The 13,774-nt window shown below is 61.3% G+C and carries 11 protein-coding genes; 7 read left to right on the top strand and 4 right to left on the bottom strand.

Annotation, left to right across the window (positions count from 1 at the left end; genetic code table 11):
- The first annotated feature begins 10 nt into the window (after positions 1 to 10).
- Genes EFD55_RS04365 through EFD55_RS04350 form a run of 4 tightly spaced genes read left to right on the top strand, consistent with a single transcriptional unit; the run spans position 11 to position 5,490 of the window.
- Complete coding sequence (locus EFD55_RS04365) at positions 11 to 1,018, top strand: ABC transporter permease (protein WP_125843349.1); 1,008 nt, start codon at positions 11 to 13, stop codon at positions 1,016 to 1,018.
- Complete coding sequence (locus EFD55_RS04360) at positions 1,015 to 1,842, top strand: ABC transporter permease (RefSeq protein WP_125843347.1); 828 nt, start codon at positions 1,015 to 1,017, stop codon at positions 1,840 to 1,842. Before EFD55_RS04365 ends, EFD55_RS04360 begins: the two co-directional genes overlap by 4 nt.
- On the top strand, positions 1,835 to 3,466 hold the full coding sequence (locus tag EFD55_RS04355; protein ID WP_125843345.1) for an ABC transporter ATP-binding protein: 1,632 nt from the start codon (positions 1,835 to 1,837) through the stop codon (positions 3,464 to 3,466). Before EFD55_RS04360 ends, EFD55_RS04355 begins: the two co-directional genes overlap by 8 nt.
- Before the next feature lie 20 nt (positions 3,467 to 3,486).
- On the top strand, positions 3,487 to 5,490 hold the full coding sequence (locus tag EFD55_RS04350) for a CocE/NonD family hydrolase (protein WP_125843343.1): 2,004 nt from the start codon (positions 3,487 to 3,489) through the stop codon (positions 5,488 to 5,490).
- A gap of 3 nt (positions 5,491 to 5,493) precedes the next feature.
- On the opposite strand, the gene EFD55_RS04345 is transcribed toward EFD55_RS04350, so the two are convergent.
- Entirely contained in the window at positions 5,494 to 6,405 is a 912-nt protein-coding gene (locus tag EFD55_RS04345; protein ID WP_125843341.1) for an alpha/beta hydrolase, read from the bottom strand.
- Positions 6,406 to 6,670: 265 nt separating this feature from the next.
- On the opposite strand from EFD55_RS04345, the gene EFD55_RS04340 reads away from it, so the two are divergent.
- Positions 6,671 to 7,195 carry an RNA polymerase sigma factor gene (locus EFD55_RS04340; protein WP_125843339.1) on the top strand — a complete coding sequence of 175 codons (525 nt, stop codon included), beginning with the start codon at positions 6,671 to 6,673 and terminating at the stop codon, positions 7,193 to 7,195.
- The gene (locus tag EFD55_RS04335; protein WP_125843337.1) at positions 7,192 to 9,276 is read left to right on the top strand and encodes a VWA domain-containing protein; all 2,085 of its coding nucleotides are present in this window, start codon (positions 7,192 to 7,194) and stop codon (positions 9,274 to 9,276) included. The genes EFD55_RS04340 and EFD55_RS04335 overlap by 4 nt, the downstream gene beginning before the upstream one ends.
- Before the next feature lie 63 nt (positions 9,277 to 9,339).
- Here the strand turns inward: EFD55_RS04335 and EFD55_RS04330 are convergent, their stop codons facing one another.
- Positions 9,340 to 10,266, bottom strand: coding sequence for an SMP-30/gluconolactonase/LRE family protein (locus EFD55_RS04330; RefSeq protein WP_125843335.1), 927 nt, complete (start codon positions 10,264 to 10,266; stop codon positions 9,340 to 9,342).
- 220 nt (positions 10,267 to 10,486) lie between these two features.
- Here EFD55_RS04330 and EFD55_RS04325 point away from each other — a divergent pair, with 220 nt between their 5' ends.
- Positions 10,487 to 11,563, top strand: a complete 1,077-nt coding sequence (locus EFD55_RS04325) for a LacI family DNA-binding transcriptional regulator (RefSeq protein ID WP_125843333.1) — start codon at positions 10,487 to 10,489, stop codon at positions 11,561 to 11,563.
- Between the two features lie 106 nt (positions 11,564 to 11,669).
- Here EFD55_RS04325 and EFD55_RS04320 read toward each other — a convergent pair whose 3' ends face one another.
- Positions 11,670 to 12,701 carry an L-idonate 5-dehydrogenase gene (locus tag EFD55_RS04320; protein WP_125843331.1) on the bottom strand — a complete coding sequence of 344 codons (1,032 nt, stop codon included), beginning with the start codon at positions 12,699 to 12,701 and terminating at the stop codon, positions 11,670 to 11,672.
- A gap of 10 nt (positions 12,702 to 12,711) precedes the next feature.
- A complete protein-coding gene (locus EFD55_RS04315; protein WP_125843329.1) occupies positions 12,712 to 13,653 on the bottom strand; it encodes a 2-hydroxyacid dehydrogenase in 942 nt (313 codons plus the stop codon).
- Positions 13,654 to 13,774 lie beyond the last annotated feature (121 nt).

Below are 13,774 nucleotides of genomic sequence, written 5' to 3'. Positions count from 1 at the left end.
GGCCTTCGCCATGACCAATCCTGCCCCGAGCGACATCTTGCCTGGGCTAAAGTTCCGGCAGCGTTTTCCGTTGCTTGCCCTTATCCTCGAGCGCTTCGTGCTCAGCGTCGTCCTGCTTTTCGCTGTTTCCATCCTGATTTTCGGTGGTCTGGAAGCCCTGCCCGGCGATTTTGCTACCACCTATCTCGGCCAGTCGGCGACGCCGCAGGCCGTTGCCAATATTCGCCAGGACCTCGGACTGAACCGCCCGGTCACGACGCGTTACGTCGAATGGCTCGGCAACGCCGTGCAGGGTGATTTCGGCACCTCTTGGGCCAGCAAGAATTCGGTGAGCGAACAGATCGGCAAGCGCCTCGGCAACTCCCTCTTCCTCGCGGGTTTCGCAGCGGTGATTTCAGTGCCGCTTGCCGTCGGGCTCGGCATGCTGTCGGTGCATTTCCGCAACCGCATGCCTGACAAGATCATCAACGTGATCTCGCTTGCGGCGATCTCGCTGCCGGAATTCTTCATCGGCTACCTGCTGATCCTCTTCTTCGCGGTGAAGTTCGGCATGGCGACCTTCCCGGCGACGGTCTATGACAGCATGGGCTTCGTCGAGCGGTTGAAGGCGATCGCGCTGCCGACGGCGACCCTCGTGCTCGTCGTGCTCGCCCATATGATGCGCATGACGCGTGCGGCGATCCTTTCGGTCATGTCCTCGGCCTATATGGAGACTGCGGAACTGAAGGGCCTCAGCGCCTCCCGTTCGATCGTCAAGCACGCCGCCCCCAATGCGCTCGCGCCGATCATCAACGTCGTCGCACTGAATCTCGCCTATCTCGTGGTCGGAGTCGTCGTCGTCGAGGTCGTCTTCGTCTATCCCGGCATGGGCCAATATATGGTCGATGCGGTCACCGTGCGCGACATGCCTGTCGTGCAGGCCTGCGGCCTGATCTTTGCCGCCGTCTATATCTTCCTCAACATGACGGCCGATATCCTCGCGATCATCGCCAATCCCCGGCTGAGGCATCCAAGATGAGATTGCGAGACATCCCCATCACCGCCTGGATCGGCATCATCGGCATTGCCATCGCCTTCATCTGCGCCCTCTTCGCACCCTGGATCGCGCCCTATGGCGAGACCCAGGTCGTCGGCGACGTCTGGGCGCCTGCCGACGCGAATTACGTCTTCGGCCTCGACAATCTCGGCCGCGACATCCTCTCGCGGCTGATCTACGGCGCGCGCACGACACTGCTGGTCGCATCGGCTGCGACCATCATCTCCTTCTCGCTCGGCGTCATTTTGAGCTTCACCGCCGCCGTCTCACGCGGCCTCATCGACACCGTCTTTTCGCGCTTCAACGATCTGATGATGTCGATCCCGACACTGATCTTCGCGCTCGTGGTTCTTGCGGTGCTGCCTCAAAACATCATCGTGCTGATCCTCGTCATGGCGATCCTGGATTCGACCCGCGTCTACCGCCTCGGTCGTGCCGTGGCGCTCGACGTCGCGGTGATGGAATTCGTCGAGGCGGCGAAGCTGCGCGGCGAAGGCAAGCTCTGGATCATCTTCCGCGAAATCCTGCCGAACACGCTCTCGCCGCTGCTTGCCGAGTTTGGGCTTCGTTTCGCTTTCTCGATCCTGTTCCTCTCCACACTTTCCTTCTTGGGTCTCGGCATTCAGCCGCCGGCGGCCGATTGGGGCGGCATGGTCAAGGACAACAAGGACGGCATCATCTTCGGCATATCGGCAGCGCTGGTGCCGGGCTCGGCGATCGCGGCCCTTGCCGTCTGCGTCAACCTCGTCGTCGACTGGCTCCTGAAACGCACATCCAGCCTCAAGGGAGGGCGCGGCGATGCCTGAGCTTCTTTCCGTTCGCAATCTGAAGATCGAGGCGACCAGCTATCCGCCGGGCGAACCGCCGAAGCGGGTCACGATCGTCGACGGCGTTTCCTTCGATCTGCAGAAGGGCAAGGTTCTCGGCCTCATCGGGGAATCGGGCGCCGGCAAATCGACGATCGGCCTTTCCGCACTCGCCTATGGCCGGGGTGGCGCCGAAATCACCGGCGGCGAGGTGCTGCTGGACGGCGCCGACATCCTGGCGCTCGGCAAAAACGGCATCCGGAAGATTCGCGGTGCCCGGGTCTGTTATGTCGCGCAATCGGCCGCTGCCGCCTTCAATCCGGCGCATCGGCTCGGCGATCAGGTGATCGAAGCGTCCGTCAAACACGGACTGATGAGCAAGGACGAGGCGCGCAAACGTGCGCTTTATCTGTTCGGAGTGCTCGGCCTGCCCAATCCCGAAACCTTCGGCGAGCGTTTTCCCCACCAGGTTTCCGGCGGCCAGCTGCAGCGGGCGATGACGGCGATGGCGCTCTGCTCCAATCCCGAACTCATCGTCTTCGACGAGCCGACCACGGCGCTTGACGTTACCACGCAGATCGACGTGCTGGCGGCGATCAAGCATGCCATCGAGGAAACACACACAGCTGCCCTCTACATCACCCATGACCTCGCCGTCGTCGCCCAGATCTCGGATAACATCATGGTTCTGCGCTACGGCAAACAGGTGGAATATGGCAGCGTCCAGCAGATCATCGAGGCACCACGGGAAGACTATACCCGCGCCCTCGTCAATGTCAGGCAGGCCTATCGCGAGGAGGCCGCCGACCAATCCACGGCGCTCCTGAAGGTGGAAAATGTCAGCGCCGAATATTCCAACGGCTTCAAGGTGCTGCACGATGTCTCGCTGCATGTGCCGAAGGGGCAGACGCTTGCGGTCGTCGGCGAATCCGGTTCCGGAAAATCGAGCTTGGCTCGCGCGATTACCGGCCTCCTGCCGCCGAGCAGCGGGCGCATCGTCTTCGACGGCAAGCCGCTGATGCCCGATCTCAAGAACCGGCCGAACGTTGATCTCAGGCGCATCCAGCTGATCTACCAGATGGCCGACACCGCCATGAACCCGCGACAGACGGTCCGCGACATCATCGGCCGCCCGCTGACCTTCTATTATGGCCTGAGAGGCGCTGAGAAGACGGCAAGGGTCAAGGAACTGCTCGACCAGATCGAAATGGGCAAGGGCTTTGTCGATCGCTATCCGGCCGAACTCTCTGGCGGCCAGAAGCAGCGCGTGGCGATCGCAAGAGCGCTGGCCGCCAAGCCCGAACTCATCCTCTGCGACGAGCCGACCTCGGCGCTCGATCCGCTGGTGGCAGAGGGTATCCTCAAATTGCTCCTGCGCCTGCAAAAGGAAGAACAGCTATCCTATGTCTTCATCACCCACGACATCGCGATCGTCCGGGCGATTGCCGACAGCGTGGCGGTGATGCATCGTGGCAAGCTGGTGCGGTTCGGTCCGAAATCGAAGGCGCTGTCACCGCCCTTTGACGATTACACCGATCTGCTGTTGAAATCCGTGCCGGAAATGGAAATCGGCTGGCTGGAACGCGTGCTCGCCACGCGTCGCATGGAAAGCGCCGGCAACTGAATGTGCATCAAGGAATGAGCATGGCCTCGCGCGGCTTCACCACCATCGAGAATAAATGGATTCTGCTGAAGGATGGGACGCGGCTAGCCGCGCGCATCTGGATGCCCGACGGCGCGGAGAAAGATCCCGTTCCCACCGTCTTCGAATTCCTGCCCTACCGCAAGCGCGACGGGACGAGCCCACGCGATGAATCGACCTATCCGGTGTTTGCTGCGGCGGGCATTGCAGGCGTTCGCATCGATATTCGCGGATCGGGAGAGTCCGACGGCGTCATCGACGGCGAATATACCGAACGCGAGCTTGCCGATGCCTGCGAGCTGATCGCCTGGATTGCCGCGCAGCCATGGTCGAACGGCTCGGTCGGCATGATGGGCATCTCCTGGGGCGGCTTCAACAGCCTTCAGGTCGCAGCACTCCGTCCGCCGGCGCTGAAGGCCGTCATTTCGATCGCCTCGACCGTCGACCGCTACAATGACGATATCCATTACAAGAACGGCTGCCATCTCTCCGCCCAGCTTTCATGGGCGGCGACGATGCTCGGTTATCAGTCGCGGCCGCCCGATCCTGCGCTTGTTGGTGAGCGCTGGAAGGAGATGTGGCTGGAACGACTGGCAGGCGAACCCTTCTTCATGGAAGAGTGGCTGAGCCACCAGCGACGCGATGATTTCTGGCGTCACGGCTCGATCTCAGAGGATTTTTCCCGCGTCGAAATCCCGACGTTGGTCATTGCGGGCTGGGCGGACGGCTATCGCAATACGCCTCTGATGGCGGTCGAGGGCCTAGGCGGCAAGGCAAAGGCGCTGATCGGCCCCTGGGTGCACAAATATCCGCACTTTGCCTGGCCGAAGCCGCGCACGGATTTCCATGGCGAAGCGATCGCCTGGTGGAACAAATGGCTGCGTGGCGAGGACAACGGCATCGACAACCTGCCCCAGGCCCGCGCCTATATTCTCGACGCCATCCGCCCTGCCCCGCGCCGCGACAGCGATCCGGGCTTCTGGGTCGCCAAAGATGAATGGTCGCCTCCGCGGATGCAGTGTTTCTATGTCGAGCAGTTCGGCAAGCTGACGGAAGGCATGCCGATCCCGCATGCGCCCGAGCATCCCGTCTATCTCAGCTCCCCTCTCGACACCGGCACGGCCTCGGGCGAATATTTTACGCTGAAGCCCGACGCCGAAATGGCAATCGATCAGCGCTCCGACGATGCCGGTTCGCTGGTCTTCGATACGGTGCCGCTTTCCGCCGATTGCGATTATCTCGGCCGGCCCGTGCTCACGCTTGCGCTGCGCGCGCGGGCGACGGGCGGCAATCTCTGCGCCCGGCTCGTCGATATCCATCCCGACGGCACGGCGACGCGCGTCGCCTTCGGCGTCGTCAATCTCACTCACCGCGACGGCAATGCCGATCCCATGCCGCTCGTGCCAGGCGAGAATGTATCGATCCGGCTCGTGCTCGATGCCTGCGGCTATCGCTTCCGCAAGGGGCATCGCATCCGTCTCTCGCTTTCGACGGCTTATTGGCCGATGATCCTGCCGCCGCCTGAAGACGAAGGGATCGACATCGATATCGCCTCGCTCGGCCTGGGATTGCCGATGCTCGGCGACCACCAGCGGATCGAAATCGAGGAACCGGCCAATCCCGATCCGCTGCCGAAATACATCGAGCATGTCGCCGCCGCGACCAAACGGCAGGTCGTCCGCGATCTCTCGGCCAATCGAACCGATTATTGCATTCATGAGGATACCGGGCTCTACGAGCACCCTGAGACGGGGCTGTCGACCCGTCAATTGCGCGAGGAAGTCTGGTCGATTTCGCCGGGTGATCCGCTGTCGATGAAGGGCACGTCGACATGGACCTGCGACATGCGCCGCCCGGGCTGGTTTGTCCGCACGGTCGCGACCGCGCAGATCGCCTGCACCCGGACCGATTGGATCATCAGCGCCGTCGTCACCGCTTTTGAGGACGACGTGCAGATCTTCGAAAAGGTCTTTGCCGAAAAGCGGATCGCGCGCGATCTGATGTGATCGTCAAGTCGCGGCAAAATGCCTGACGGCCTCGCAGACGGCGCGGAAGCCGTCGCGCGCGCCGTCGCTCATGTGACGGGCGCGCAACCAGGCATGCACCATCTGCGGCTCTTCCCGGAACCAGACTTCGACGCCCGCGTCGGCGAGGCGGGCGGCGTATTGCCGGCTGTCGTCGCGAAGGGGGTCGAAATAAGCGGCGGTGATGAAGGCCGGCGGCAGCCCGGCAGCGGACGATACGTTGAGCGGCGCGGCGATGGAGTTGTCCGCCGGGGCCTGAACAATCTCGCGGTAATAGGCGACATCTGCCGTCGTCAGGCCAGGTGCCTCGGCCATTTCGACGTAGGAGCCGGTATCGAGGCCTCCGCCGAGCGCCGGATAGATCAAGACCTGGCCGACAATACCGGGCAATTCCTCGTCGCGTGCACGCAAGGCAAGGCCCGCCGCAAGATTGCCGCCGGCGCTGTCGCCAATCAGTACGACCTTGTTGTCGGCGGAAAGCAGATGCTTCAACACGGCGAAGCCGTCATCCGTCTGTGCCGGCCAGCGATATTCAGGGGCGAGGCGATAATCGACCGAAACGAGTTCCGCGCCGGCAAAATCGGCGATCTCGGCGCAGATGGCATGATGGCTCTCGAGCGAACCGACGACAAAGCCGCCGCCATGAAGATAGAGAAGGACGGTACGGGTGCTGATCTTCCGGGGACGGTAACGCCGGATCGGTATGCGCTGGACCATGCCGTCGGCAAAGATCATGTCAGGGGGCAGCGGCCGGTCGAACCGTGCACAAAGAGCGTCGTACCAATGCCGTTGCTGCTCGACTGACGCTTCGACGGCATCGACGGGATAGAAGCTATCGCAAATTTCGAGAAACTGCAGGATGCCCTTTTCGGTAGGGGTAGGCGATGGAGCGGACATGGAGGGTCCTTTCGATTTGGGACAATGCAGATCCATGTCCCTGGCCGACTCTGCTTTCATCATGCGCTCTTGTGTTGCAGGCAATCTGTCCGCCAGCGACCTGTGGATGTCGCGACGCTCCATAATTTTGAACCTGCAATTCGGGCCTCCGTATATTTTTCAAAAGAACTGATAATTTTTTGGTCGTCGACCCAAGGAAAGCCATCGGAGAAACGTCTCAATCCCGAAATAGCATCTTGCTTGATAGCTTGGGGGTAGGTGCGCATTGGACGCGGAGCTCATAGAACGGGCGCAACGCGGTGACCGTGAGGCCTTCGGGCAACTGGTCTCGCGTCATTATGATTTCGTCCATGCGACGGCGTGGCGATGGTCGGGCAGTTCCACCGACGCCGACGACATCGCCCAGGAGGTCTGCGTCAAGCTCGGCGGGGCAATCCGCAGCTTTCGCGGCGCGAGCAGCTTCAGGACATGGCTCTACACATTGACGCTCAACGCTGCCCGCGATCACAGGCGTAAGCTTGCGCGAGAGGAGCGGACCTTCCGCGCCTATGCCGCCGAGCCGCAGCAGGATGGACCACTCGGAAATGACGACGAGGTCTCGAGCGAATTATGGGCGGCTGTGCGTGCTTTGCCGGAAAGACAATGCGACGCGGTGTTGCTCGTCTATGGCGAAGGCCTCAGCCACGCCGCCGCCGCCGATGTCATGGGCTGCTCGGAAACGACGGTGTCCTGGCAGGTCCATGAGGCGCGCAAGAGGCTGAAGGCTATGCTCGGCCAGGAAGAGGTATGACCGTGGACAAGGAACTCGAAAAGCTCTCCCGCACCACACCGCCGGCGGCCGATCCGGAGGCACGCGCGCGTGCGCTTGCGGCGGCGATGCAGGCCTTCGACGACGCCGGAAATAATGCAGCGGTGCCCCAAGGAAATGCGAAGGGCTGGCGTCAAAGCTCCATCATCAACTGGATATGGAGCCCTGCCATGAACAAGAAATTTCTCGCCGGTTCAGCCCTTGCGACGCTGCTCGTCATTCCCGCCGCCGGCTATCTCGCAATCGAGCTGACCCGTAGCGGCTTGCCGATCGTCGATCAGGAAAAGATCACGGACAATATTTCGCAAAATATTGCGCCGAAACCGGCAGAACCCGTCACGGCCTCGCCTCAGCTTTCCGAGGCGGCGACCGAAGAGGACGGGCCGGCTCAATCGGCCGCCGCGACTGATGGGCAAACCTCACAGGACAAAGAGCAGCAGGCCGCAAAGCCCGATGCTCTCAAGAGTAAATTGGAGGATTCCGCCGCGACAGCCGGGCTAGCCAAGCGCGCTGCGCCGGCCGCTCCGGGCATAGCGGTTGAGGGGCAGCTATTGACCGAACCGATGGCCGCCATCGTCCCTTCGCCTGCGCCGCCGGCGGAGGGACGTGTCCAGATCCAGCTCGATCCCGGCCGAGAGCGATTTGCCAATGCCGCGGCCAATCCGATCAAGAGCGTTGCGACCGATCCGGTGTCGACCTTCTCCGCCGATGTCGACAGCGCCTCCTATTCCTTCGTCCGCAGGTCGCTGACGGGTGGGGCGATGCCCGATCCGCAATCGGTTCGAGTCGAGGAGATGATCAATTATTTCCCCTATGACTGGCCTCGTCCCGAGAATGCCAATCAGCCGTTCAAGGCGACGGTGACTGTCATGCCGACACCGTGGAATCACGACACGGAATTGATGCATGTGGCGATCAAAGGCTATGACATCGCGCCGGCAACGGCGCCCCATGCCAATCTGGTGTTCCTGATCGACGTGTCGGGCTCGATGGACGAGCCGGACAAGCTGCCGTTGCTCAAGAGTGCTTTTCGCCTGCTCGTGAACAAGCTGAAGGCCGACGATACCGTCTCGATCGTCACCTATGCCGGCAATGCCGGCACGGTGCTGGAGCCGACCCGAGTGGCGGAGAAATCGAAGATCCTGTCTGCGATCGACAGGCTTGAAGCGGGGGGCTCGACCGGCGGTGCCGAAGGCATAGAGGCGGCGTATGATCTTGCCAAGCAAGCCTTCGTCAAGGACGGCGTCAACCGGGTGATGCTGGCGACCGATGGCGACTTCAACGTCGGCCCGTCGAGCGACGAGGATTTGAAGCGGATTATCGAAGAGAAACGCAAGGACGGCATCTTCCTGACCGTTCTCGGCTTCGGGCGCGGCAATCTCAACGATTCCCTGATGCAGACGCTGGCGCAGAACGGCAATGGCAGCGCCGCCTATATCGACACCCTGGCGGAGGCGCAGAAGGCGCTGGTCGAAGAAGCCGGATCGACGCTGTTTCCGATCGCCAAGGACGTCAAATTCCAGGTGGAGTTCAATCCGGAACGCATCGCCGAATACCGGTTGATCGGCTACGAGACGCGCGCGCTCAACCGCGAGGATTTCAACAATGACCGCGTCGATGCCGGCGATATCGGCTCAGGCCACAGCGTCACGGCAATTTACGAGATCACGCCCAGGGGAAGCCCGGCGGTCATGAATGACGACCTGCGTTACGGCCCGGCTGAGAAGGCGCCGGCCGAAACATCGGACAGCGCGCATCGTGGCGAACTTGCCTTCGTCAAGATGCGCTACAAGCGGCCGGGCGAAGACAAGAGCGCTCTCATCACCACGCCCGTCGGTGACAGCAACGCGGTCGCCAGCGTTGATGCCGCGCCGCAGGATGTCCGTTTCTCGGTAGCGGTCGCCGCCTTCGGCCAGAAACTGAGCCGCGTCGCCGCCGTTGATTCCTATTCCTATCAGGCAATTGCCGATCTCGCCGCGGCATCGCGGGGGACTGATACTTTCGGCTACAGGTCGGACTTCCTCGGCCTCATCAGGCTGGCGGACGGCCTCAGCCAACGGTGAAGGCTGATCGGATCGTCGGTTCGTGACAGAGAGGCTTTCTGAAAGGGGAGCCTCTCCTCGGCGTTAACCCAGTCTCGATCCGTTGGCCGTGAGATAAACAGCGTAAAGAGAGGTGGTCGCAGTGATGAAGAGACGGTTCAGTTTCTCTCCTGCGAAAGCAACATTGGAAACGATCTCGGGAATATGGATCTTGCCGAGCAGAGTGCCGTCAGGATCATAGGCGTGCACGCCGTCGCCGGCGCTCGCCCATATCCTTCCCTTCCGGTCGACGCGAAAGCCATCGAAAAAGCCGGCGGTGCATTCGGCGAAAACGCCGAGATCAGTGAGCTTTCCATCGCTTGACACTGCGAATTTTCTTATATGACGCGGACCGCCCGGCAGGTGCGAGGCGCCGGTGTCGGCGATGTAGAGCACTGTCTCGTCAGGTGAGAAAGCCAGCCCGTTCGGCTTGACGAAGTCGGATGTCATCTGATCGGTCGCGCCCGTCGCCGGATCATGCCGGTAAACATGGCATCCGCCGATTTCCTCTTCTCCGTAGTCGCCCTCGTAATCGTGGAGGATGCCGTAGCTCGGGTCTGTGAACCAGACCGTGCCATCGGATTTGACGGTGACATCGTTTGGGGAATTGAACCGCTTACCCGTGATCCGGTTGGCCAGGACGCTGACCCTGCCGTCGAATTCGGTTCGCGTGACACAGCGCGTCAGATGCTCGCAGGTGAGGAGCCGACCCTGATTATCGACGGTGTTGCCGTTCGAGTTGTTGCTGGGCGAGCGGAAGACGGAGGTATGCCCGCTGGTATCGTCGTAGCGCATCATCCGATTGTTGGGGATATCGGAGAAAACCAAATAACGGCCCGCGGCAAACCACGCCGGTCCCTCCAGCCAACGGCCGCCGGTCCAGAGCCGTTCGACACGAGCATGGCCGACGAAGCAGCTTTCAAAGCGCGGATCGAGAACCTCGAACCCCGTACCTTCGATTTCCCCGAACATGATGCCTCCTATCTCAAATTGTTATCGATATCATCTTGTCTTGTTTTTCAGGTCTCGTACAGATGTTGATGCGTCCGCACCTGCGGAAATCCCGCCCGAATTCGGCTTTTCAAGCTGTGGAACGACGTATGGCTGCAATAATATCGATTGTAGGATGATAGCGATAACTTTATCGTGTCTCGAACTGCCCGACTCTGAAGCTTTGTGAAAGCGGAGACCAGTGAAAAACGAGGATGAGCCGAAAGACAAGCGTCTCAAGCCGGGAGATGCTCAAAAGCTGACGATGGCGGAGGTCGCCAAATATGTCGGCGTATCGGCCATGACCGTTTCGCGCGCTTTTCGACAGGATGCGAGTGTTTCCGAGGAGACCCGCAAGCGCATCATGGAAGCCGTCGACGCGCTGGGCTATGTGCTCGATCTTTCGGCCGGCAGTCTTTCGTCGCGGCGCAGCGGCTTCATCGCGGCGCTGGTGCCGTCCATCAACAATTCAAATTTTTCCGACACAGCGCGAGGGATTACCGATGCGCTGGAGAATACCGGTCTGCAGCTTCTTCTCGGCTATACCGACTATTCGGCGGAGAAGGAAGAAGAGCTGATCGAGGCGATGCTGCGCCGCCGCCCGGAAGGCATCATCCTGACCGGTGGTTCACATACCGCGCGGGCGCGGCGGATGCTTGCAAAAGCCGGCATTCCCGTTGTCGAAACCTGGGAACTTCCGGAAGACCCGATCAATCATGTCGTCGGCTTTTCCAACAGCGAGGCGATGGCTTTGCTGGTGCGCACGCTTGCCAGCCAGGGATATCGGAAGTTCGGCTATATCGGCGGAACGACGGCGCGCGATACGCGCGGCAGCCAGCGGCGAAGCGGTTTCCAGAAGACTGTCGAAGAACTCGGCCTGGGACCGGGGCGGATGATTTCCTTCGGCGTCCCGCCCATCACCATGGAGCAGGGCGGCCAGGCTATCGTCAGCCTGCTGGAGCGCTGGCCGGACACGGAAGTGGTTCTCTGCGTCTCCGACCTTTCCGCTTTCGGCGCCATCATGGAATGTACGCGCAGGGGAATGAAGGTTCCGCGGGACATCGCCGTTGCCGGTTTCGGCGACTATGAGATCTCATCCATCTGTCATCCGCGCATCACGACCATCAATGTGGACTGTTATGGCATCGGCCGCCAGGCGGCTGCTCGCCTGCTGCACGCCCTGCAAAGCGGCGAGGCGACCGGCGACGAGATCACATTGACCAGCTATAGGGTTGTCTTGCGCGAAAGCACCGATCGCGCCGGCGCGCCGACAGTGTGAGCACGACCACGCCGCACGTCTTTTCAGACGCGCGGCGCTGCAACAATTTGAATTGGCGATAATATTATCTCTACGCGATTCCGACTTAGGGAATCACGTGGTTGGGTCAGAAGGCGATCTGCACTTTCATCGACTTGCTGCGATCGCCCGCCAATTCGAAAGCAGCGACGGCCTCGTCGATGGCAAAAACACCCGTCAGCAGAGGCTTCAAATCGACGCGACACGCATTGATCAATTCGACGGCGAGCCCAAACTCCTCGTGGAAACGGAAAGTCCCGCGCATCTCGATTTCTTTCGCAACGATCATGTTCTGCGGAATGGAGACATCGCCGCCGAGGCCAAGCTGCACGAGAACGGCGCGAGGCTTCAGTGTTTCCAGGCCGGCGCGCACGGCCCTCTCATTGCCTGACGCCTCGAACATGACGTCGAAATATCCCTTGTCGGCGCTGTAAGCGGCAAGGTCGGCTGCATGCGTTGCCACGTTGATCGTTCGGTCCGCGCCACTGGTGCGGGCAATGGCCAGAACACTGTCGGTCACATCGGTCGCCACGATTTCGCGGGCGCCGAGAACGCGCGCCGCAACGATTGCCAGCATCCCGATGGGGCCGCAACCGGTGACAAGCACCCGTTTGCCAAGCAGCGATCCGGCGCGGTTTGCCGCATGCAGCGTCACGGCAAAAGGTTCGGCGAAGGCGGCCTCGTGAATGGAAATGCCGTCGGCGACCTTGTGGCATTGCCAGCGCTCCGCCACCAGGCGCTGGCGAAAGCCGCCCTGAATATGCGGCATTGGCATGGCGCTGCCGTAAAACCGCATGTTGAGGCAGTGGTTCTGCTGTCCCTTCAGGCAATATTGGCAATGGTTGCACGGCCTGCTCGGGGAAACCGCGACACGATCCCCCACGGCAAGGTCTGTGACGCCGGCACCCAGCGCCTTGATCGTGCCGGCGATCTCATGGCCGAGGATCATCGGTTCGCGCAGGCGAACGGTGCCGAAGCCGCCATGATTGTAATAATGCAGGTCGGAACCGCAGATACCGCCGGCTTCGATGGCGATCTCCACCTGCCCGGCTCCCGCGATCTCCGGTTCGCGCTCCTCGATCCTGAGATCTTTGGCCGCATGAATGACGATGGCTTTCATATCGGGATCCTCACACGACGGGAGTTGGAAGCGGGCCACCCGCAAAATGCGCAGCGAGATTGTCTCTGACCAACTGGCCCATGGCCTTGCGCGTTTCGACAGTGCCAGAGCCGTGATGGGGCTGCAACACGACATTCTCAAGCGCCAGGAAACGTGCGTCGATCCTCGGTTCGTTCAGGAAGACGTCAAGGCCTGCGGCCTGAATGGTGCGGTCCTGGAGCGCTGCGATCAGCGCTTCCTCATCGACGGTCGTCCCGCGCGAAACATTGATCAGGATGCCGTTGGGGCCGAGAGCGTCGAGCACTGGCGCATTGATGATCTTCGTCGTCGCTGCCCCTCCCGGGACGATGACGACCAGAAAATCGGCCCAATCGGCAAGCTTTATGAGGTCGGGCTGGTAGGCGTAGGCAACGTCCTTGTGTTCATTGCGGGTAAAATAGGAAATGTCGCAGCCGAAGGCGGCAGCCCTTCTGGCGATTGCCTTTCCGATCCGTCCCATGCCGACGATGCCCACCTTCTTGCCGGACACCCGCGTTACCAGTGGCATGGCAACGTTGCCCCACTGGCCGGTGCGGACGAAAACATCGCCCTGCGGGATCTGTCGCGCCGTGGCGAGCAGCAATCCGATGGCGATATCGGCGACATCCTCGGTGAGCACGTCGGGCGTGTTCGTCACGCGAATGCCGTTGGCGCGGGCATAGGACAGGTCGATCGCGTCGGTGCCGACGCCGTAGCAGGAGACGATCTCCAGTTTCGGCAGTCGCTTCATCAGATCGGCGGAAGCGCCGAGTTCGCCACGGGTAGCAATGGCGCGGATATCGCCGCCGACTTTTGAAATCAGTTCCTGCCGATCCGCCGCTTCCCACAGGCGGTGGACACGATAATTCGCCTCCAGATCCACCATGTCCCATTCCGGATACGCACCGGCCATCAAGATTTCTACCTCAGGCATTTCGTCTCCATCCCGCATTTTGGCAGTTGATTATGTTATCGATAACATATAATCCGGGAAAGGGATGTCAAGTAAGTTTCACCCGGGTGACGGCGCAAGCCGTTACCCGCAGCGAGACTGG

The sequence above is a fragment of the Rhizobium pisi genome, assembly GCF_003938655.1.
Taxonomy (GTDB): Bacteria; Pseudomonadota; Alphaproteobacteria; order Rhizobiales; family Rhizobiaceae; genus Rhizobium; species Rhizobium pisi.
Note: the sequence above shows the minus strand (reverse complement) of the source record. Positions and strands in the feature narration are given on the sequence as shown.

Bases quoted from the DNA above. Each gene is read 5' to 3' on its own strand.
- EFD55_RS04365 (WP_125843349.1), top strand. From the start codon at position 11: ATGACCAATCCTGCCCCGAGCGACATCTTGCCTGGGCTAAAGTTCCGG.
- EFD55_RS04360 (WP_125843347.1), top strand. From the start codon at position 1,015: ATGAGATTGCGAGACATCCCCATCACCGCCTGGATCGGCATCATCGGC.
- EFD55_RS04355 (WP_125843345.1), top strand. From the start codon at position 1,835: ATGCCTGAGCTTCTTTCCGTTCGCAATCTGAAGATCGAGGCGACCAGC.
- EFD55_RS04350 (WP_125843343.1), top strand. From the start codon at position 3,487: ATGGCCTCGCGCGGCTTCACCACCATCGAGAATAAATGGATTCTGCTG.
- EFD55_RS04345 (WP_125843341.1), bottom strand. From the start codon at position 6,405: ATGTCCGCTCCATCGCCTACCCCTACCGAAAAGGGCATCCTGCAGTTT.
- EFD55_RS04335 (WP_125843337.1), top strand. From the start codon at position 7,192: ATGACCGTGGACAAGGAACTCGAAAAGCTCTCCCGCACCACACCGCCG.
- EFD55_RS04330 (WP_125843335.1), bottom strand. From the start codon at position 10,266: ATGTTCGGGGAAATCGAAGGTACGGGGTTCGAGGTTCTCGATCCGCGC.
- EFD55_RS04320 (WP_125843331.1), bottom strand. From the start codon at position 12,701: ATGAAAGCCATCGTCATTCATGCGGCCAAAGATCTCAGGATCGAGGAG.
- EFD55_RS04315 (WP_125843329.1), bottom strand. From the start codon at position 13,653: ATGCCTGAGGTAGAAATCTTGATGGCCGGTGCGTATCCGGAATGGGAC.